Source organism: Chromobacterium sp. LK11 (assembly GCF_001043705.1).
GTDB classification, from domain to species: domain Bacteria; phylum Pseudomonadota; class Gammaproteobacteria; order Burkholderiales; family Chromobacteriaceae; genus Chromobacterium; species Chromobacterium alkanivorans.
In genome coordinates, this window is the sequence record NZ_LDUR01000001.1 from 91,105 (window position 1) to 111,609 (window position 20,505).

The window sequence follows — 20,505 nt, forward strand, 5'->3', positions numbered from 1 at the left end:
GCGGCCGGCAATGAAAAAAGGAGCCTGTCGGCTCCTTTTTCACGTCGCGCGGCTGCGCTCAGTCGCGGAAGTTGTTGAACTGCAGCGGGAAGCCGTTTTCCTTGTCGTCGGCGATTTCCTTGCGCATCAGCGCGATGCATTCCTGCAGCACGTCGCGCTTGGCGCCGGACACGCGCACCGCCTCGCCCTGGATGCTGGCCTGCACCTTGAGCTTGGCGTCCTTGATCAGCTTGACGATTTTCTTGGCCAGGTCGGACTCCAGCCCTTCCTTCACCGTCAGCACTTTCTTCACCTTGTTGCCGCTGACTTTTTCCAGCTTGCCATATTCCATGCAGCGCACGTCCACGCCGCGCTTGGACAGCTTGTTCACCAGGATGTCGTTGACCTGGTCCAGTTGGAACTCGGCGTCGGCGTACAAGGTCAGCTCCTTGTCGCCGGTTTCGATGCGGGCGTCGCTGCCCTTGAAGTCGTAACGGGTGGACACCTCTTTATTGGCCTGCTCCACGGCGTTGCGCACTTCCACCTTGTTCACTTCGGACACGATATCGAAAGACGGCATGAAATATTCCTAATAATGCTTGATGCCGCCATTTTAGAGGCTGGCTCCGCCCTTGTCACTCGGCCCCCCGTCGTCCTTGCCCTCCTCGCCCTCCCCCAGCCGCGCCCGCATTGCCTCCACCTCCTTGAGTCGGCCGCTGATGCGATCCCAGTGCCGCGCGTTCAAGGCGGCTATCACCGCGTCCACCAGCATCATCAGCGGCGTATTGCTGTCCCAGCCGGCCGGGCCGGCGGTGTGCGCGGCCAGCGTGTAGCGCGCCACCCGCGCCACCGGCGACAGCCACTGGTCGGTGAACAGCAACACGCTGGCCTTGCGCTGCGCCGCCATTTCCGCGATGCGCAGCGCGTCGTCCCAATAACGGCGAATGTCGAAGATCACCAAGACATCGTGCCGCCCCATGTCCACCAGAGAATCCGCCCAGCTCGCCGGCACGCCGCGCAGATGGACCACGTCCGGCCGCACCACCTTCAAATGGTGTCCGAGATAGACGGCCAGCGGGTCGGTCAGCCGTCCGCCCAGCAGCCAGATCCGGCTTTTGCGCTCGCCCAGCAACTCCACCACGCCGTCGAACTCGGCGCGCGGCACCTGGGCCACGGTCTGGCGCATCAGTTCGGCGATGCGCTCGGCGTGGCTGACCAGGAAATCGTGATCGCCCTGCAACTGCCCCGGGTCGTGGCGCATCAGCGGCGATTGCAGCCTCAGCTCCAGTTCGGCGCGCAGGGCGCCCTGGAAGGCGGCGTAGCTGTCGAAGCCCAGCTTGCCGATCAGGCGCAGCACCGTCGGGCCGCTGACGTCGGCGCGCTGCGCCCATTGCGCGACGGTTTCCAGCCCGGCCACCGGGTAGTTGGCCAGCAGCGCCCGCCCCACCTTGCGTTCGGTGGGGGTCAAGGCTTCGAACAGCTCGCGGACTTGCTCCGCGATCGAGCGGCTTTGGCTCATTCTGATGTCCCTTTGGCGATTGCCGGCGCTTGCCGTGCCGCGCAGCATAACAGCGCCGGTGTAAAAACGGCATTGTGTCATTGCGTCCACACTGCCGGCCTCATTCTAATATTTATTACAAATTTGGCTTGATTCATTTTTTTTTAACGAATAATACTACCCAAACAACATGGCGGCGACAAAAAGCAGCCCATAAGGCAGCGATAAACCACCGCCAAAACAGACAGTTGCAAGCCAGACGATGAACGCTCGGCCGGTATCGGGGAAGTCAGACCGCGGCAATCAGGGAGAGACAGCGATGGAAGCACGCGACGTAAAGACAATCGCGGATTTGAAGGTTTTGATCGAAGAACGCCGCCTGAGTCAGATCAAGGTGGGCCTGGTGGACATGGACGGGGTGATGTGCGGCAAATACATGTCGCGCGACAAATTCCTGTGCGCGCTGGAAGGCGGCTTCGGCTTCTGCGACGTGGTGTTCGGCTGGGACGTGGGCGACAAGCTGTACGACAACACCCTGCTCACCGGCTGGGGCCGCGGCTACGGCGACGCCGAGGTGCGCTTGATTCCCGAGTCCTGCCGCGATCTGCCGCTGGAGGGCGATATGATCTTCGTCCAGGGCGAGGTGGTGGGCCGACTGGAGAGCCTCTGTCCGCGCGGCCTGCTGCGGCGGGTGCTGGAGCGCGCGCGCGCCATGGGCTTCGACGTGCTGGCCGGCTTCGAATACGAATTCCTGGCGGTGGACGAAGACAACGACGCGTTGCAGCAGCGCCTCTACCAACACCCCAAGCCGCTGGGCAGCGGCGCCTTCGGCTACTCCATCCTGCGCAGCTCGGTGAACACCGACTTCTACCGCGCGCTGCTGGACTTGTGCGAGCGGATGCAGATGCCGATCGAAGGCCTGCACGAGGAAACCGGGCCCGGCGCGCTGGAGGCCGCGCTGTGCGTGGACAACGCCTTGCGCGCCGCCGACAACGCCGTCTGTTTCAAGACCTTCTCCAAGGTGCTGGCGGAAAAACAGGGGCGCATGCTCTGCTATATGGCCAAGTGGCACCAGGAGCAATCCGGCCAGGGCGGCCACATCCACATCTCGCTGCGCCGCCGCGACGGCGGCGACAGCGCCTTCCACCAGCCTGGCCGCGAACACGCGATCAGCGACGCGATGCGCCACTTCATCGGCGGCATCCAGCGGCTGATGCCGGAATTCATGAGCCTGGCCGCGCCCACGGTCAATAGTTTCCGCCGGCTGGTGCCCGGCTACTGGGCGCCCACCAGCTCGCTGTGGGGCGTGGACAACCGCACCGTGGCCATCCGCGCGATTCCCGGCAGCGCCAAGTCCCAGCGCGTCGAATACCGGCTGCCCGGCGCCGACAGCAACCCGTATCTGGCGCTGGCCAGCGGCCTGGCCGCCGGCCTCTACGGCATCGAGCACCGCATCGAGCCGGAAGAGCCGGTCAGCGCCAACGGCTATTTGCTGGACGCTCCGCCCCACCTGAAGCTGCATCGCACGCTGTGGGAAGCCGCCCAGGCGCTGCGCGCCTCCAGCGCCGCCCGCGACTGGTTCGGCGACGACTTCGTCGACCACTTCGCCGCCACCCGCGAGTGGGAGGAGCGCGAGTTCCAACGCCACGTCACCGACTGGGAATTGAAACGCTACTTCGAGATCATCTAAATGAGCGAAAACTACTCCGTCATCACCCCGCTGGACGGCTCCACCCTGCTGCAGCGCGGCTACACCAGCGCGGTCCAGACCCAGGCCGCGCTGGACGCCGCCCGCGCCGCCCAGGCCGGCTGGCGCGCTACGCCGCTGGCCGAGCGCAAGGCCTTGATCGGCCGGGCGGTGGACTGGCTGATCGCCCACAAGAGCGACTGCGCCGACGCCATCACCCGCCAGATCGGCCGGCCCATCCGCCAGTCCCCCGGCGAGATCGGCGGCCTGGCCGAGCGCGCCCGCCATATGCTGGACATCGCCGAAGAAGCGCTGGCCGACCTCCATCCCGCGCCCAAGCCCGGCTTCGAGCGTTGGCTGCGCCGCGAGCCGCTGGGCACGGTGCTGGTGCTGGCGCCGTGGAACTACCCCTTCCTCACCGCCATCAACACTATCGCGCCGGCGCTGGCCGCCGGCAACTGCGTGCTGCTCAAGCACTCCTCGCAAACGCCATTGATCGCCGATCTGTTCCGCCAGGCCTGCGCCGCCGCCGGCCTGCCCATCGGCGTGTTCCAGACCCTGGAGCTGGACCATGCCGCCGCCTTGAAGCTGACGGCCGCGCCCGAGATCGACTTCGTCGCCTTCACCGGCTCGGTGAGCGGCGGCCGCGCGGTGCAAAGGGCGGCCGCCGAGCGCTTCATCGGCGTCGGCCTGGAGCTGGGCGGCAAGGACCCGGCCTATGTGCGCGCCGACGCCGACCTGCCGGCTGCGGTGGAAAACCTGGTGGACGGCGCCTTTTTCAACTCCGGCCAGTCCTGCTGCGGCATCGAGCGCATCTATGTGCAGCGCCAGCGCTACCGCGACTTCGTCGACGGCTTCGTCGAGCTGACCCGCGCCTATCGCTTCGGCCACCCGCTGGACCCGGACACCAATCTGGGGCCTATGGTGCGCGCCGGCGCCGCCGATTTCGTCCGCGGCCAGATCCAGGCGGCGCAGGCCGCCGGCGCGCGCGCGCTGATCCCGGCCGGCCATTTCGCCGCCGACGCGCCGGGCAGCGCCTACCTGGCGCCGCAGGTGCTGGTGGACGTGGACCACGCCATGAGCGTGATGCGCGACGAGAGCTTCGGCCCGGTCATCGGCATCATGGCGGTGGATTCCGACGAGGAGGCGCTGCGGCTGATGAACGACAGCGCTTACGGCCTGACCGCCTCGATCTGGACCGCGGACCGCGACGCCGCCGTCCATCTCGGCCAACAGCTGGAAACCGGCACCGTGTTCATGAACCGCTGCGACTATCTGGACCCGGCGCTGGCCTGGACCGGGGTCAAGGACACCGGCCGCGGCGTCTCCCTGTCCACGCTGGGCTATCAGCAGCTGACCCGGGTCAAATCCTTCCATCTCAAGGGGTAAGGCGATGCAACTGCAAGGCAACTGGAACTATCCGACCAGCATCCGCTTCGGCGCCGGCCGCGCCGCCGAACTGCCGACGCTGTGCCGCGAACTGGGCATGCGCCGCCCGCTGCTGGTCACCGACCCCGGCCTCGCCAGGCTGCCGATGCTGGCGCGGCTGCAAGCCCTGCTGAGCGACGCCGGCCTGGAGACGGCGCTGTTCAGCGATATGCGCCCCAACCCGGTGGGCCGCGACGTAGACGCCGGCGTCGCCGCCTTCCGCGACGGCCGCCACGACGGCGTGGTCGCCGTCGGCGGCGGCAGCGCGCTGGACGTGGGCAAGGCCATCGCGCTGATGTCCGGGCAAAAACGCCCGCTGTGGGACTTCGAGGACGTGGGCGACAACTGGCTGCGCGTCGATCCCGCCGGGATCGCGCCCACGCTGGCGGTTCCCACCACCGCCGGCACCGGCTCCGAGGTGGGCCGCGCGTCCCTGATCATCGACGAGGCCGCGCACCGCAAGGTCATCATCTTCCATCCGGCCATGCTGCCCAAGCTGGTGCTGGCGGACCCGGAACTGACCGTCGGCCTGCCGCCGGCGCTGACCGCCGCCACCGGCGTCGACGCGCTGGTGCACAATCTGGAAGCCTTCTGCTCGCCGTTCTACCACCCCATCGCCCAAGGCGTGGCGCTGGAAGGCATGCGACTGGCGCACAACTGGCTGCCGGCGGCCCACGCCGACGGCGGCAATCTGGAAGCGCGCGCCCAGATGCTGTCCTGTTCCATCATGGGCGCCACCGCCTTCCAGAAAGGCCTGGGCGGCGTGCACGCGCTGGCGCATCCCATCGGCGCGGTGTTCGACACCCACCACGGCCTGGCCAACGCCGTGCTGCTGCCCTATGTGCTGGTGCGCAACCGGCCGGCGATAGCCGAGCGGCTGAGCGCCGCCGCCCGCTACCTGGGCCTGGCCGACGCCGGCTTCGACGGCTTCCTGGCCTGGGTGCTGCAATTGCGCGCCGGCCTGGGCATTCCGCACACGCTGGCGGAGATCGGCATCGGCGCGGACGCCGCCGCCGACATCGGCCGCATGGCCAAGGCCGACCCCAGCGACGGCGGCAACCCGCTGCCGCTGTCCGCCGACGACTACCGCGCGATCTTCCTCGCCGCGCAGCAAGGCATGCTGTGATGAGGCGCCCGCTGATCGGCCTGACCACCTACCCGGCCGCGCCCGAGCACGGCTATCACACGCCGCTGGAATACGTGGCGGCGGTGGTGCGCGCCGGCGGCGCGCCGGTGCAATTGCCGGCGCTGGGCCCCGACATGGTGGACAGCTGGCTGGACAAGCTGGACGGCGTGGTGCTGATAGGCGGCGGCGACATCGACCCTGCCCGCTTCGACGGCGGCGGCCATCCAACCATCTACAACCTCAGCCCGGAGCGCGACGCCACCGAAACCGCGCTGGCGCGCGCGCTGCTGCAACGCAAACTGCCGACGCTGGCCATCTGCCGCGGCCTGCAAATCCTCAACACCGTGCTGGGCGGCAGCCTGCACCTGCACCTGCCGGACGTGGTGGGCGAAGCCGTGCCCCATCGCGCGCCGCCGCGCGCGCCGACGCCCCATCCGGTGCGCGTCGCCGCCGACTCCTGCCTGGCGGGCCTGATCGGCACCGAAGTCCTCACCCAGTCCTGGCACCACCAGGCGATAGACCGCCCCGGCCACGGCGTGGTGCCGGTGGCCTGGGCGCCGGACGGCGTGATCGAGGCGATAGAAATCGCCGGTTTCCCCCAGTTGATCGCGGTGCAATGGCATCCCGAACTCTCCGCCGAGCGCGACAGCGGCCAGCAAAGGCTGTTCGACGCGCTGGTCACCATGAGCGGCAGTCCGCCGCCCGGCTGAGCAAGGCCGCGCCTCGCCTCAGATTCAGATACAGACACGAAGCCCGGACCACCGGGCCAGAACCCGGCCGGCCTCCGCCGCCGTTCGGGCGTCGGCGCGTACCCGCGCCTTGGCGGAACAACAGCAGCAAACAGACATGCACAATGAGAGAGGAACATCATGGAACCAGTTCGGCATGAGTCCGCGCCCGTCGGCGAGGATGAGAAACTGTTGCACAGCATGGGTTACGCTCAGGAGTTGTCTCGGCGCATGAGCGGCTTTTCCAACTTCGCCATCTCCTTTTCCATCATCTGCGTGCTGGCCGGCGGCATCACCGCCTTCCCGGCCGGACTCAGCGCCGGCGGCGGCGCGGCCATCGGCATAGGCTGGCCGGTGGGCGCGCTGTTCGCCGCCATCGTCGCCGCGGCGATGGCCCAAATCGCCTCCGCCTACCCCACCGCCGGCGGGCTCTATCACTGGGCGTCCATCCTGGGCGGCAAGGGCCTGGGCTGGACCACCGCCTGGATCAATCTGCTGGGGCTGATCTTCGTCACCGCCGCGGTCAACTTCGGCGTTTACGACCCCTTCTTCAAAACCCTGGTCGCGCCGCTGCTGGGCCTCAATCCGGAGCAATTGGGCTGGGGACATCAGACCCTGTTTCTGTGCGCGGTGGCGCTGAGCCAGGCCTGGCTCAATCACCTGGGCATCAAGCTCACCACCCGGCTGACCGATCTGTCCGGCTACCTGATCTTCATCGTCACCCTGGCCTTGGTGGCTTCGCTGCTGATCTACGCGCCCGGACCGCTGGACTTCTCCCGGCTGTGGACCTTCCACAACTTCAGCGGCGCCGACGGCAGCGCCTGGCCGCGGATGGACAATGGCGTGATGGTGTTCCTGGCCGGCCTGCTGCTCACCGTCTACACCCTGACCGGCTACGACGCCTCCGCCCACACCTCGGAAGAAACCCGCGAAGCGGCGCGCAACGTGCCCAAGGGCATCTTGCGCTCGGTGCTGTGGTCCGGCCTGTTCGGCTACCTGATGATCTGCGCCTTCGTGCTGGTGCTGCCGGACCTGGGCGCCGGGGTCAAGGCCGGCATGGGCTTTTTCGACTTGCTGCTGAGCGCGCTGCCGCCGGCCCTGAAGGCGGCGCTGGGCATAGGCATCTTCCTGGTCAACTATCTGTGCGGCCTGGCCTGCCTGACCTCCACCTCGCGCATGATGTACGCCTTCGCCCGCGACGGCGGCCTGCCGGCCTCGCGCTGGCTGCGCCAGGTGCATCCGCAACACCGCACGCCGGGCCCGGCGATCTGGGTCAGCGCCGTGCTCGCCATCGCCGTCACCCTGTACGGCGACGCCTTCCTGGTGCTGTCCACCGGCGCCGCGGTGTTCCTGTACATCTCCTACATCCTGCCCTCCGCCGCCGGCCTGTTCGCCGAGGGCCGCAGCTGGACCCACAAGGGGCCGTTCGACCTGGGCCGGGCGTCCAAGCCCATCGCCGCGCTGGCCACGCTGGGCGGCGCGGTGCTGGTCTTCGTCGGCATGCAGCCGCCCAATGAGAAAGTGCTCTACCTGACCATCGCGCTGTTGCTGGTGCTGTCGGTGTTCTGGTTCGCGCTGGGCGTGCGCAAGCAATTCAAGGGGCCGCCCACCGGCCAGCGCATCCAGGGCCATCAGGCGCATATCCGCGAAATCGAAAGCGCGCTGGACGAGGCCGGCTGAACCTGCGGTCCAAAGGGAGGCCGGCGCGGTCGGACAAAGCGCTTGTCTCCCGGCGGCAAATGCGGAATCATCCGGACACGAACCACCGCCAGAGAAACCCATGCTCGTCACCCCGGAACAATTGCTCGCCTTTACCGCCGCCGCGATGCTGATCACTCTGTCGCCCGGCCCGGACAATCTGATGGTGCTGAGCCAGGGCATTGCCCGCGGCCGCCGCCAGGGCGTGGCCTTCGGCCTGGGCTGCGCCTTGGGCTGCCTGAACCACACGGTGCTGGCCGCGCTCGGCGTCAGCGCGCTGATCGCCGCTTCGCCGCTGGCCTTCAGCCTACTCAAGTTCGCCGGCGGCGGCTACCTGATCTATCTGGGCTGGCAGGCGCTGCGCAGCCCCGGCGCCAGCTTCCGGGCCGGCGCCGCCGGACAGGACGCCTCGCCCTTGTCCGCCACCTTCCGCAAAGGCCTGATCGCCAATGCGATCAACCCCAAGGTGGTGCTGTTTTTCCTCGCCTTCCTGCCGCAATTCGTCAATCCGGCCCAAGGTCCGGCCGGGCTGCAGATCGCCGTGCTCGGTCTGGTGTTCACGCTGCAAGGCGCGTTGATCTTCGGCTGCCTCGGCTATTTTTCCGGCACGGTCGGACAGTGGCTGGCCAAGAGCCGCCGCGCCAGCCAGTGGCTGGACCGTGTCGCCGGCAGCGTGTTCATCGCGCTGGGCCTGAAGCTGATACTGGACCGCGGCCACTAGCGGCCCACGCGTTTTCCGTAGGCGATAAAAAAGCCGGCAAGCACGCTTGCCGGCTGTTCGCGGTATCCCGGGTCTTCACTTCTGGATCAGGAACTCCACCAGCACATTCTTGAACAGGAAGCCGGACACGCCGAAGCCCAGCACCAGGAACAGGATGAACATGCCCATCTTGCCGGCCTGAGCCTTCTTGCCCAGGTCCCAGATGATGAAGCCCATGAAAATGATCAGGCCGCCCAGGCACACGATCATGGAAATATTGGTGAATTGTTCTTCCGACACTTGTTGTCCTTTGCGTCCACAGCAGATCACGGACCGGCGGGGTCTTAGCAATGCGCCCCGCCTGGCCGTAATAAGATACTCGCCATCGCCCGCCGGCTCAATGCCCGCGCGCGGCTATCGACGCCAGCGCAGCCGCTGCAGCACCAGGGCGACGCCCAACGCGGCCAACAACATGCCCGCCACCGCCAGCAGGCTCAGCTGCTCGTCGAACAGCCACCAGGCCTGCACCGCCGCCAGGCCCGGCATCAGATAGAAGTAGCTGGCCACCTTGCTGACCTCGCCGTCCTTCAGCATACGCATCAACAGCAGGATGGCCAGCACCGACAGCGCCAACACGCTCCAACCCAGGGCCAAGGCCAACTGTCCGTTCCAGTGGACGGGATCGCCGCGCTCCAGGCCCAAGGCCAGCGCGCCGGTAATCAGGAAGGCCGCCAGGTATTGATGAAAGGCGCCGGTCAGCGGATGCACGCCCTGGCCGAAACGTTTCTGGTACAGGGTGCCGGCGGTGATCGCGCACAAGGCCAGCGCGGTCAGCCACAGGCCGGGATTGGCGCCTAACTGCAAGCCCTTGCCGCCCAGCACCACCAGCAGCGCGCCGCCGAAACCCGTCGCCAGGCCCAGCCATTGCATCCGGCTCAGCCGCTGTTCGCCCATCAGCCAGCTCAGCACCGCGGTCAGTATCGGCTGCAGGCCGACGATCAGCGCGGTGATGCCGGCCGGCACCGCCAGCTTGATGCCGGCGAAGCTGGCGCCCAGATAAAGGCCGTGCAACATGGCGCCGCAAGCCCATTGGTGCCTGGCCGCCGCCAGATCCGGCCAGGCGGGCCGGAAGCAGGCGATCAGCGCGCCGAAGCACAGCAGGGTCAGGCCCATCCTTATCGCCAAAAAGGTGAACGGGCCGATGAAAGGCAGGCCCAGCTTGGCGCCGATGAAGCCGGTGCTCCACAGCAGCACGAAGGCCCAGGGGATCCAGGCGTTGGATCGATTATTGGTTTCCATATCGAGTTTTCATTAAAAAAAGCCCCCAACGGGGGCTTTTCGGGCCAAGCGCGGGGCTTTAGCCGCGTTTCAGTTTGGCGTTGCCGGCAATCCGCATCCGCAGCGCGTTCAGGCGGATGAAGCCGGCCGCGTCGGCGTGGTTGTAGGCGCCGCCGTCTTCGTCGAAGGTGGCGATGGTGGGGTCGAACAGCGAATCGGTCTTGGATTCGCGGCCCACCACGATCACATTGCCCTTGTACAGCTTCAGCCGCACCCAGCCGTTGACCGTGGCCTGGGAGGCGTCGATCATGCCTTGCAGCATCTGGCGCTCCGGGCTCCACCAGTAGCCGGTGTAAACCAGCTTGGCGTACTTGGGCATCAGTTCGTCCTTCAGGTGGGCCACTTCGCGGTCCAGGGTGATGGATTCGATCGCGCGGTGCGCCTTGAGCATGATGCTGCCGCCCGGGGTTTCGTAGCAGCCGCGGGACTTCATGCCCACGTAGCGGTTTTCCACGATGTCCAGCCGGCCGATGCCGTGCTTGCCGCCCAGGCGGTTCAGCTCGGTCAGCACCTGGGCCGGGCTCATCGCCACGCCGTTGATGGCGGTGATGTCGCCCTTCTCATAGCTGAGCTCGATGTATTCGGCCTGGTCCGGCGCGTTCTCCGGGCTCACCGTCCACAGCCACATGTCTTCTTCCGGCTCCGCAGCCGGGTCTTCCAGCACCGTGCCCTCGTAGGAGATGTGCAGCAGGTTGGCGTCCATCGAATACGGGCTGCCGCCGTTCTTCTTCTTGCTGATGTCGATGCCGTGGGTTTCCGCGTAAGTCAGCAGCTTTTCCCGCGACAGCAGGTCCCATTCGCGCCACGGCGCGATCACCTTGACGTCCGGCTTCAGCGCGTAATAGCCCAGCTCGAAGCGCACCTGATCGTTGCCCTTGCCGGTGGCGCCGTGCGACACCGCGTCGGCACCCACCTGGTTGGCGATCTCGATCTGGCGCTTGGCGATCAGCGGCCGCGCGATCGAGGTGCCCAGCAGATACTCGCCCTCGTAGACGGCGTTGGCGCGGAACATCGGGAACACGAAGTCGCGGACGAATTCCTCGCGCAGATCGTCGATGAAGATGTTTTCCGGCTTGATGCCCAGCGACACCGCCTTCTTGCGCGCCGGCTCCACCTCTTCGCCCTGGCCGATGTCGGCGGTGAAGGTCACCACCTCGCATTGATAGGTGTCCTGCAGCCACTTGAGAATCACCGAAGTATCCAGACCGCCGGAGTACGCCAATACCACTTTCTTGATGTCAGACATTTTGTATTCTTTCAAATCCATTGATTGCCGGATCCGGCCCGCGCCTGGCGCGGCCTTGCCGGATCGCTTGAACGGCGGGCGCTCGCCCGCATCGTGTGTTCAGTCGTAACGCTGGCCCAGCAGCAGGAACTCGATCAGCGCCTTCTGCACGTGCATGCGGTTTTCCGCCTCGTCCCAGACCACGCTCTGCGGCCCGTCTATCACCGCGGCGGCCACTTCCTCGCCCCGGTGCGCCGGCAAACAGTGCATGAACAAGGCGTCCGGCTTGGCCAGCTTCATCAGCTCCGGCGTCACTTGGTAGTCGCGGAAGGCTTCCAGCCGCGCTTCCTTCTCCGCCTCGAAGCCCATGCTGGTGAACACGTCGGTGGTCACCAGGTCCGCGCCGGCCGCCGCGTGGCTGGCGCTGTGGCTGGGTTCGAAGTGCTCGGAGCCGTAATGCTGGCCGTCCAAGGCCTTCAGCTCGAAGCCCACCGGCGTCGCCACCTTGAGCTTGAAGCCCAGGATGCGAGCCGCCTGCAGCCAGGTGCGGCAGACATTGTTGCCGTCGCCTATCCAGGCCACGGTCTTGCCCTTGATCGAGCCGCGTTGCTCGATATAGGTGAAGATGTCCGCCAGAATCTGGCACGGGTGGTACTCGTTGGTCAGGCCGTTGATCACCGGCACCTTGGAGTGCGCGGCCAGCCGCTGCACCAGCGCCTGCTCGTAGGTGCGGATCATGATGATGTCGCTCATCCGGGACAGCACGCGGGCGGTGTCCTCGATGGGCTCGCCGCGGCCCATCTGCGAGCTTTGCGAATCCAGGAACATCGCGTGGCCGCCCAGTTGCGCCATGCCCGCCTCGAAAGAAACGCGGGTGCGGGTGGAATTCTTTTCGAACACCATGGACATCACCTTGCCGACGAGCGGCTGGTACAGCTGGCCGTCGCTACGTCGTCGTTTCAGGACCTTGCTGCGCTCGAAGATGTGGCGGTATTCCTCGTGGGTCAGGTCGCTGAATTGCAGGTAATGCCTAGGGGACGTCATGGTGCTCCATTTCAAAAAAAAGGCCACCGCGCGTTCGACACCGTTTCAGTGTCCTTCATGCGCGATGGCACATTACTACACGCTGGTCTCAAGTCATTCACAGGCGTCGCAAGCATGTCTACGCAGGGCGTATAATTTACATAATTGCGACAAGAGTTATATTTATCGGAAATCAGCCTGTCTGACAAGCATTCATTTGAACAAGGCGCGTCCCGGCAGTTGCGCCAGCTCCCCCTCTTTGAGCACCCGCAGCAAAAACTCGCCGCCGTCCTCGGCCAAACCGTGCATTTCTATGGATTTCTGGGTTTTTTGCAGTCGCGCCAAATAAGCGAGGATGGTGTCGTCTATCACCTGGCCGGGCACCAGCACCGGAATGCCGGGCGGATACGGCACGATCTGGTCGCAGCAGACGCGTCCAACCAGCGCCGCGTTGGGCCGGCCGTCGTCGTCCAGCAGCGGCAGGCGCTCGCCGGCCTCGTAAAACGCGTCGCGCGGCAGACTGGCCAAGCGGGAGAAACGCGGGATTTCCGGCATCCTCCCCAGCGGCCGCGGCGGGCGCTTTTCCTTGGCCAGCCGCAGCATCGCGTCATACAGCCGCGACACCTTGCTGCGAGTGGTTCCCAAGGTCAGCAGCAGGGTGATGGTGCTGAAGGTGGACTTCTCCACCTGGACGTTGTAGCGCTCGAACAGCGCCTGCTGCAGCTCGTCGGCGGTAAAGCCGGACTGAGTGATGTCCACGGTCAGCTTGGTCGGGTCCAACTGGATGCCGTCCTCGCGCACCTCCTCCGGCAGCAGGTCAGACAACTCCAGCACCCGGAAGGCGCCGGTGGAGTTGATCTTGTCGCGCAACTCCTGCGCCAGCTTCAGCGTGCGGTCCAGCAGCCGGTAGCCCTCCATCACCGCCTGCTTGCGCGCCACGTCCAGGCTGGCGATCAGGTTGTACTGCGGGCTGGTCGACGCGTGCATATTGAAGTTCTCGCGGAACAGATGCGCGTCGAAGCCGGGGTCGTTGACGTGGATCATGCTGGCCTGGGAGAACGCCGACAGCACCTTGTGCGTGCTCTGGGTCACGTAGTCGGCGCCGGACTCCAGCGCCGTCGGCCGGAACGCCGGGTGGAAACGGGCGAAGCCGTACCAGGCCTCGTCGACGATGACCTTGATGCCCTGCTCGTGCGCGGCCTCGATGATGGGCTTCAGATCGTAGCGCAGGCCGTCGTAGGTGCAGGAGGTCAGGATCAGCACCCGCGCGTCCGGATTGGCGGCGATGGCGGCGAAGATGGTTTCCTTGGGCACCGGGCCGAAAATGCCGAACTGCTTGTTGATCGAGGAATCCAGGTACACCGGCAGCGCGCCGGACAGAATCACCCCGTGGTGCACCGATTTGTGACAATTGCGGTCCAGCAGCAGCTTGTCGCCGGGCGCCAGCAAGGTCTGGAAGATCACCTTGTTGGAGGTGGAGGTGCCGTTGGTGGCGAAATAGGTGCGCTTGGCGCCGAAGGCCTTGGCCGCCAGCATCTGCGACTCCTCTATCACCCCGGTCGGGTGCAGCAGCGAATCCAGCATCGGCACCGACACCGACAGATCGGCGCGCAGCATGCTTTCGCCGACGAAGTCGTGGAAGTCGCCGACCCAGGGGCTGCCTTTCAGGGAATCGCCGCCGGAATGGCCTGGCGTGTGCCAGGAGTCCTTGGCCATGCGCACGTATTGCTTGAGCTTGTCGTAGAACGGCGTCGCGGACTTCTCCGCCAGCTCCGCCGACAGGATGCGGAACCAGCCGTGAAAATCCAGTTCGTCGCGATAGAAATAACCGTCCACCGCGTGGCTGGCCAGGTCCTCCACCAAGGCGCGTTCGTCGTCGTCGAACAACAGCACGTACAACGAAATTTCCGGGCGGAAAGCGCTGATGCGGTTGGCCAGCTGCGCCGCCGCCTGGCTGACGCCCTTCTCCTGCAACTGCTTGTCCACCAGCACCACCTGGACGTCGCCGTCTCGGGCGATCTGATCCAGCGCGTCCTGGCTGCGGGCGACGCCGACGAAAGTCAGGCCGTATGGGTTTTCCAGCCGGACCGCGGCGGCGCCCAGTCCGGCCAGCACATCGGCCTGCCATTTGGCGTCGTCGCTGACCACCAACACTCGGCTAACGGGTGTCATGATAGGGTTTCTCCTGTTGATGTTGCTTTGCGCTGTTATTGATGGATTTGTCTGCCTGAGTCGCTCGCGCAATTTCGCTTGTTTTTATATTTGCCTATCCTATCCACATCGGCGCGTCGGCGTCATTTTGCAGTCGCACATCAGCATTTCCCCATATTCGGCGCCCGGCTCGGCGCGGCCAGACAAGGCCGCCCCCTTGCGGTACAATCGCCGCCATGCTGACCCCTGCTGAAAAAGACGCGATTCGCGACCATTACCGGACCATAGCCGACAACCTGCCGGGCTTTCGCCCGCGCGCCGCGCAACGCCGCATGCTGGCGGAAATCGCCAACGCCCTGTCGCGCAGCAAGGACAAGGAAGGCGACGACTGGCCGGAACGCGCCGGCGAAAGCATCGCCGTGATCGAAGGCCCCACCGGGGTCGGCAAAAGCCTGGCCTACCTGCTGGCCGGCGGCGTGATGGCCAAGTCCCGCGCCAAGAAGCTGGTGGTCACCAGCGCCACCATCGCCCTGCAGGAACAGCTGGTCAACCGCGACCTGCCCTTCGTCGTCGAGAACAGCGGCCTGCCGCTGACCTTCGCCTTGGCCAAGGGCCGCGGCCGCTATCTGTGCCCGCAGCGCATCTACGCGCTGACCGCCGAAAACGCCCAAGGCCAGCTGCTGGACCTGGACCCGACGCTGGCGCTGTGGGACCGCAAACCGGAAGCCGGCGAGATCGAAACCCTGCGCCAGCTGGCCGACGCCTTCTACTATCGCCGCTGGAACGGCGACCGCGACGCCTGGGACAGCGTGATCGACGACGGCCTGTGGTCGCGCGTCACCAACGACCGCCACGGCTGCCTGAAGGCCGCCTGCCCCAACCGGCCGGAATGTCCGTTCTACCTGGCGCGCGACGTGCTGGAAAACGTGGACGTGGTGGTGGCCAACCACGACCTGATGCTGGCCGACGTGTCCATGGGCGGCGGCGTAATCCTGCCGGCGCCGGAAGAAAGTTACTACTGTATCGACGAGGCGCACCACCTGGCCAAAAAGGCGGTCAACCAGTTTTCCGCCGAACATTCGCTGGCTCAGGCCATGTCCTGGCTGGACAAAGTGGCCGCCGCCGCCATCCGCGTGGAGGCGCTGACCGACAAGGTGGAAATCGTCAGCCAGGCGATAGAAGCCGCCAGCGCCTGTTCCGAAACGCTGACCGAATGGCTGTGGCTGCTGGAGGGCGAAGACACGCTGGCCGCCTCCAGCGACAATCTGGAGCCCACCTGGCTGATAGAAGACGGCGTGCTGCCGGAGCGCTTCCAAGGCCCCACCGCCAATATGGCCACCTCGGCGCGCTCGCTGTTCAAGCAACTGAGCCTGCTGACCGACGCGCTGGGCGAGGCGCGCAAGGACAAGGGCGGCGAAGCGGCCCAAGTCGACAAGACCGCCTCCGACCTGGGCTTCCTCACCGCGCGCGCCGAACAGCTGCTGGCGGTGTGGGAGTTGTTTGAAAAGGAAACCGAGCCCAGCAGCCCGCCCATCGCCAAATGGATCACCCGCCGCGCCGAGGGAAAGGGCGATTACCTGTTTTCCGCCTCGCCGGTCAGCGCCGCCGCCAGCCTGGCCGCCACGCTGTGGCGTCGCGCCGCCGGCGCCATCCTGACCTCGGCCACGCTGCGTTCCTTGGGCGAATTCGACCTGCTGCTGTCGCAAACCGGCCTCAAATGGATGCCGGAGGTCAGCTGCGTGGCGCTGGACTCCCCGTTCAACTTCGACGAACAGGGCGAGCTTTATCTGCCGCCTATGCTGGCCAGCCCCAAGGACGCCGGCGGCCATACCCGCGAAATCGTCGAATGGCTGCCCAAGCTGATCGATCTGAAGGAAGCGGTCGGCACCCTGGTGCTGTTCTCCTCCCGCAAGCAGATGCAGGACGTCGCCGCCGGCCTGCCGTCCGCGCTGCGCGAGCGGCTGCTGATCCAGGGCGAAATCCCCAAGAGCCTGCTGATAGAACAGCACCATCAACGGCTGAAACAGGGCGAGCCCAGCGTGATCTTCGGCCTGGACTCCTTCTCCGAAGGCCTGGACCTTCCCGGCGAAAGCTGCGTGCACGTGATTATTGCCAAGCTGCCGTTCGCGATGCCGGACGACCCGGTGGGCAAAACCCTGTCGCGCTGGATAGAGAAACGCGGCGGCAACCCCTTCATCGAACTGACGGTGCCGGAAGCCTCGATCAAGCTGGTGCAGGCCGTCGGCCGCCTGATCCGCACCGAGCGCGATTACGGCCGCGTCACCATCCTGGACAATCGGCTGCAAAAGCAAAGCTACGGCAAACGGCTGCTCGCCTCGCTGCCGCCATTCAAGCGCATCTGATTTTCGGGTAAAATGCTAAATATTCAGCAACAAACAAAACGCCTGAACATAAAACGCCAAGCGCAAATCGCTTAGCAGACGATAAAAAACAGGCTAAACCAAAAGCAAACACTCCGGTCCACCGCCATGATCTGCAATCCATACGAAATAGTCATCCAGGGCATCACTTCCGAGGGGCGCACCTTTCGCCCCAGCGACTGGGCCGAACGCCTGGCCGGTATCCTAGCCTCCTTCGACGATCAAAAGCTGCACTACCACGCCCACGTCCGCCCGATGATGCTGGACGGCGTCCGCTGCGTGGCCGTGGACAAGAAACTGGAAAAAATCAGCCCGCAGGTGTTTTGCTTTCTGATGGATTTCGCCAAGGACAACGACCTGCGCATCGTCGACTGCCGCACCCTGCTGGACGAGGTCTACCCGAATCAATTCTTGGCGTAATTGCAACACTAACCCTGTCCGAATTATCTTGATGCAACAACATTGCAACACCCACGTCATATTTTGTGGCTAAACTAAGACAAGTGTTGTGGCGATACCGCAGTTTATTGATGAATAAATATTGCGGGGCCGCCAGGTTCGGCACCTGACTTTAGTAAAGCAAAAACTGACTTGGAGCATTCAAGATGCAAAAGAAAAATCTGGCAGCACTGCTTGCCGCAATGTTCGCCTTGCCCGTTGCAGCCCACGCTGACGTGACCATCTACGGTTTCCTGAGCGGCGGCATCGAATCGAGCAAAGCCACCGGCGCCAGCGCCGGCGGCACCGAATACAGCAGCCGCACTCGCATCGTCGACCACAACTCCCGCATCGGCTTCAAGGGCTTTGAAGACATCGGCGGCGGCACCAAGGCGATCTGGCAGGTGGAAAACAGCCTGCGCAACTTCGAGCAGGGCGGCACCAACGACAAGGGCCAGACGGCTACCTTCGCCACCCGCAACACCTTCATCGGCATCGACAACGCCGACTTCGGCCGCGTGCTGCTGGGTCAATACGACTCCGCCTACAAGATGTTCACCGGCAGCGGCAACAGCGCGCTGGGCACCGACCTGATGACCAACACCACCGCCGACAACTTCGGCAGCAGCTCGGTCAACAGCCGCGGCGAAGCCCGCCTGGCCAACTCGGTGCACTACTTCTCCCCGAGCTGGGCCGGCTTCAAGCTGGGCGCGTCCTGGGGCGTGGACGAGAACCGCGTGTCCGGCAACGACTCCAAGCGCATCTCCCTGGGCCTGGGCTATACCTGGCAAGGCCTGAACCTGGCCGCCGGCTGGGATCGCCAATACGATATGGCCGTTCTCGCCAACAACAACTCCTACAACACTTCCAGCAGCAACAGCCCCGCGGTGCTGTCGCTGAACTCCGGCAAGAACGTCACCTTCTACAGCATTGCCGCCAGCTATAAGTTCGACACCGGCACCTTTGTCGGCGGCAACTACGAATGGGGCACTTTCGACCAGGTTGGCGGCGGCCAGCTGAAGCAAGACAACTGGCTGCTCGCGCTGGGCCAGGACTTCGGCGCGGCTTCGGTCAAGCTGTCCTACGGTCAGTTGGGCACGCTGAAGAACACCGGCGCCGGCGTCAACGGCGACGACTTCAAGGCCAAACAATGGGTCCTGGGCGGCACTTACAATCTGTCCAAAACCACCCAAGTGCTGGCTTATTACACCAAGATCAGCAACAACGCCAAGGCCAAGGCCAATTTCGCCAACAACCCGGTGTACGACAGCAACCTGGGCGCCAGCAACGCTTCGCTCTCCGCCGGCAACGACCCGCAAGCCTTCGGCGTGGGCTTCAAGGTCGCCTTCTGATCCTGAGCAAGCGCAATCCTAATCACGCCGCCGGCTTTGCCGGCGGCGTTTTTCATTTGCTCAGGCTGGCGCGCAGCGCCTCGATCGCGTAGCGCACTTTCGCCGGCTGGATGTCGCGACGCGGCGTCACCGCGTAGATCGCCAGCGGCGGCAAGCTCCACTCCGGCAACACCCGCAGCAGCCTGCCGTCGGCCAGTTCCTGGCGTATCTCCGGCTCCGGCTGCACCGCCACCCCCATGCCGGCCAGCACGAACTGGCGCGCGGCGACGATGTTGTTGCTGACCAAGCGCGCGTCCGGCTCGGCGGTGAAGCGGCTGCCGTCCGCGTGCTCGAAGGCCAGCCAACCCAGTTTGCGGTCGGACAAGGCCACCCATTGCAGCGCGGACAATTGCTCCGGCCGCGTGATCGCCGGCTGACGCGCGAGATAGGCCGGCGACGCGCACAGCACGTTCGGCCAGTCAGCCAGATGGCGCGCCACCAGGCTGGAGTCCTTGAGCACGCCGGCGCGCAAGGCCAGATCGATGCGATTGTCCACCAGGTCTATCATTTCATCGTGGAAGAACAACCGCAGCTTCAGGCCCGAGTGCGCGCTCAATAGGGGCGTCAGCGCCTCGCTCAATAGCGCGCCGGCAAAACCGGTGGGCGCGGCGATGCGCAACTCGCCCACCGGCGCGTCGCGCAGCTCCAGCAAGCGCTGCTCGGCCAGCTGCGCCGCCGCCAGCATGTCGGCGCACCCCTGGTAGAACAGGCTGCCGGCCTCGGTCAGCGTCAGCTTGCGGGTAGTCCGGTGCAGCAGGCTGACGCCGTGCTGCTGCTCCAGCTTGCTGATGTGCTGGCTGACCGCCGACGGCGTCATGCCCAGTTCCCGCGCCGCGCCGTTCATCGAACCCTTGTCCACCACCATGGCGAAGACCGCCATCCGTCGCAATGCATCCATTTATTAAGCTCAGCTAAACTATCAATCTTATTCTTGCCGGATTATCGCTCTATAATCAAGCTGCTATTCTGAACGCCGTCAAACTTCATTACGTGAATCGCGGAAAGGAATCATCCTCATGAAAATCGCACTGATCGGCGCCAGCGGCTTTGTCGGCTCGGCCATCCTGCAGGAACTGCTGTCTCGCAACCATCAAGTCAGCGCCATCGTCAGCAATCTGTCCAAGCTGCCGCAACACCCGCAGCTCAGCGGCGTCGCCGCCGACGCCTACCAGGCCGGCCAGATCGCCGCCGCCGTCGCCGGTCACGACGCCGTGGTCAGCGCCTTCAACCCGGGCTGGGACAAGGCCGACATCCAGGCGCTGGCGGTCAAGGGCCACGACGCCATCGTCGCCGGCGTCAAGCAGGCCGGCGTCAAGCGCTTCCTGGAAGTGGGCGGCGCCGGCAGCCTGGAAGTGGCGCCCGGCGTGCAACTGGTGGACACCCCGGAATTCCCGGCGGAATGGAAGGAAGGCGCGCTGGGCGTACGCGAGGCGCTGCGCCGCCTGCGCGAGGAAAGCGCGCTGGACTGGACCTTCGTCTCGCCGCCGGCCTTCCTCCACCCCGGCGAGCGCAGCGGCAAATACCGGCTGGGCGGCGATCAACTGCTGTTCAACGGCGACAAGCCCGCCGACATCAGCGTGGAAGACCTGGCCGTGGCCATCGTCGACGAACTGGAAAAACCGCAGCATCTGCGTCGTCGCTTCACCGCCGCCGCAGTTTAAAAGCCTGTTCAAAGTCTCGCGAGCAAGGGCGAGAGCAGGCGCATACGACTGGG

At 65.4% G+C, this 20,505-nt stretch carries 17 protein-coding genes and 1 pseudogene; 10 read left to right on the top strand and 8 right to left on the bottom strand.

All coding sequences use genetic code 11. From position 1 onward, the window contains the following. Positions 1 to 58: 58 nt before the first annotated feature. Together VK98_RS00375 and VK98_RS00380 are read right to left on the bottom strand one after the other, a co-directional pair. On the bottom strand, positions 59 to 559 hold the full coding sequence (locus VK98_RS00375; RefSeq protein WP_019099884.1) for a YajQ family cyclic di-GMP-binding protein: 501 nt from the start codon (positions 557 to 559) through the stop codon (positions 59 to 61). A gap of 33 nt (positions 560 to 592) precedes the next feature. Beyond that, positions 593 to 1,498 carry a MurR/RpiR family transcriptional regulator gene (locus VK98_RS00380; protein ID WP_048412135.1) on the bottom strand — a complete coding sequence of 302 codons (906 nt, stop codon included), beginning with the start codon at positions 1,496 to 1,498 and terminating at the stop codon, positions 593 to 595. A gap of 331 nt (positions 1,499 to 1,829) precedes the next feature. Here VK98_RS00380 and VK98_RS00385 point away from each other — a divergent pair, with 331 nt between their 5' ends. The 6 genes from VK98_RS00385 to VK98_RS00410 all read left to right on the top strand — a co-directional run bounded on the left by VK98_RS00385 (position 1,830) and on the right by VK98_RS00410 (position 8,865). Further along, positions 1,830 to 3,167, top strand: coding sequence for a glutamine synthetase family protein (locus VK98_RS00385; RefSeq protein ID WP_231589176.1), 1,338 nt, complete (start codon positions 1,830 to 1,832; stop codon positions 3,165 to 3,167). Then, positions 3,168 to 4,553, top strand: coding sequence for an aldehyde dehydrogenase family protein (locus VK98_RS00390; protein WP_048412137.1), 1,386 nt, complete (start codon positions 3,168 to 3,170; stop codon positions 4,551 to 4,553). A 4-nt stretch (positions 4,554 to 4,557) separates the two neighbouring features. Beyond that, the gene (locus tag VK98_RS00395) at positions 4,558 to 5,718 is read left to right on the top strand and encodes an iron-containing alcohol dehydrogenase (protein WP_048412138.1); all 1,161 of its coding nucleotides are present in this window, start codon (positions 4,558 to 4,560) and stop codon (positions 5,716 to 5,718) included. After that, positions 5,718 to 6,428 carry a gamma-glutamyl-gamma-aminobutyrate hydrolase family protein gene (locus VK98_RS00400; protein WP_048412139.1) on the top strand — a complete coding sequence of 237 codons (711 nt, stop codon included), beginning with the start codon at positions 5,718 to 5,720 and terminating at the stop codon, positions 6,426 to 6,428. Before VK98_RS00395 ends, VK98_RS00400 begins: the two co-directional genes overlap by 1 nt. 159 nt (positions 6,429 to 6,587) lie before the next feature. Continuing rightward, positions 6,588 to 8,126: an amino acid permease gene (locus VK98_RS00405; protein ID WP_048412140.1), complete on the top strand. Its 1,539-nt coding sequence runs from the start codon at positions 6,588 to 6,590 to the stop codon at positions 8,124 to 8,126. A gap of 100 nt (positions 8,127 to 8,226) precedes the next feature. Then, positions 8,227 to 8,865 (top strand): LysE family translocator, encoded by a 639-nt coding sequence (locus tag VK98_RS00410; RefSeq protein WP_048412141.1) that lies wholly within the window; start codon positions 8,227 to 8,229, stop codon positions 8,863 to 8,865. A gap of 75 nt (positions 8,866 to 8,940) precedes the next feature. On the opposite strand, the gene VK98_RS00415 is transcribed toward VK98_RS00410, so the two are convergent. The 5 genes from VK98_RS00415 to VK98_RS00435 all read right to left on the bottom strand — a co-directional run bounded on the left by VK98_RS00415 (position 8,941) and on the right by VK98_RS00435 (position 14,602). Continuing rightward, positions 8,941 to 9,144: a DUF2788 domain-containing protein gene (locus tag VK98_RS00415; RefSeq protein WP_019099892.1), complete on the bottom strand. Its 204-nt coding sequence runs from the start codon at positions 9,142 to 9,144 to the stop codon at positions 8,941 to 8,943. A 114-nt stretch (positions 9,145 to 9,258) separates the two neighbouring features. After that, entirely contained in the window at positions 9,259 to 10,143 is an 885-nt protein-coding gene (locus VK98_RS00420) for a DMT family transporter (RefSeq protein ID WP_048412142.1), read from the bottom strand. A gap of 58 nt (positions 10,144 to 10,201) precedes the next feature. Next, positions 10,202 to 11,428, bottom strand: a complete 1,227-nt coding sequence (locus VK98_RS00425; protein WP_048412217.1) for an argininosuccinate synthase — start codon at positions 11,426 to 11,428, stop codon at positions 10,202 to 10,204. 99 nt (positions 11,429 to 11,527) lie between these two features. Next, positions 11,528 to 12,451 (bottom strand): ornithine carbamoyltransferase, encoded by a 924-nt coding sequence (gene argF / locus VK98_RS00430; RefSeq protein ID WP_048412143.1) that lies wholly within the window; start codon positions 12,449 to 12,451, stop codon positions 11,528 to 11,530. Positions 12,452 to 12,643: 192 nt separating this feature from the next. Beyond that, complete coding sequence (locus VK98_RS00435; protein ID WP_048412144.1) at positions 12,644 to 14,602, bottom strand: aminotransferase class I/II-fold pyridoxal phosphate-dependent enzyme; 1,959 nt, start codon at positions 14,600 to 14,602, stop codon at positions 12,644 to 12,646. Between the two features lie 215 nt (positions 14,603 to 14,817). Here VK98_RS00435 and dinG point away from each other — a divergent pair, with 215 nt between their 5' ends. From dinG to VK98_RS00450, 3 genes and pseudogenes are all read left to right on the top strand, one after another. Further along, entirely contained in the window at positions 14,818 to 16,944 is a 2,127-nt protein-coding gene (gene dinG / locus VK98_RS00440) for an ATP-dependent DNA helicase DinG (RefSeq protein ID WP_048412145.1), read from the top strand. A 126-nt stretch (positions 16,945 to 17,070) separates the two neighbouring features. After that, positions 17,071 to 17,355 (top strand): annotated as a pseudogene (locus tag VK98_RS00445) (DUF3579 domain-containing protein); the annotation flags it as partial. Positions 17,356 to 17,567: 212 nt separating this feature from the next. Beyond that, complete coding sequence (locus tag VK98_RS00450; RefSeq protein ID WP_048412146.1) at positions 17,568 to 18,752, top strand: porin; 1,185 nt, start codon at positions 17,568 to 17,570, stop codon at positions 18,750 to 18,752. A gap of 52 nt (positions 18,753 to 18,804) precedes the next feature. On the opposite strand, the gene VK98_RS00455 is transcribed toward VK98_RS00450, so the two are convergent. Next, complete coding sequence (locus tag VK98_RS00455) at positions 18,805 to 19,689, bottom strand: LysR family transcriptional regulator (protein WP_048412147.1); 885 nt, start codon at positions 19,687 to 19,689, stop codon at positions 18,805 to 18,807. 118 nt (positions 19,690 to 19,807) lie between these two features. Here VK98_RS00455 and VK98_RS00460 point away from each other — a divergent pair, with 118 nt between their 5' ends. Continuing rightward, a complete protein-coding gene (locus VK98_RS00460) occupies positions 19,808 to 20,452 on the top strand; it encodes an NAD(P)-dependent oxidoreductase (protein WP_048412148.1) in 645 nt (214 codons plus the stop codon). Positions 20,453 to 20,505: the final 53 nt, after the last annotated feature.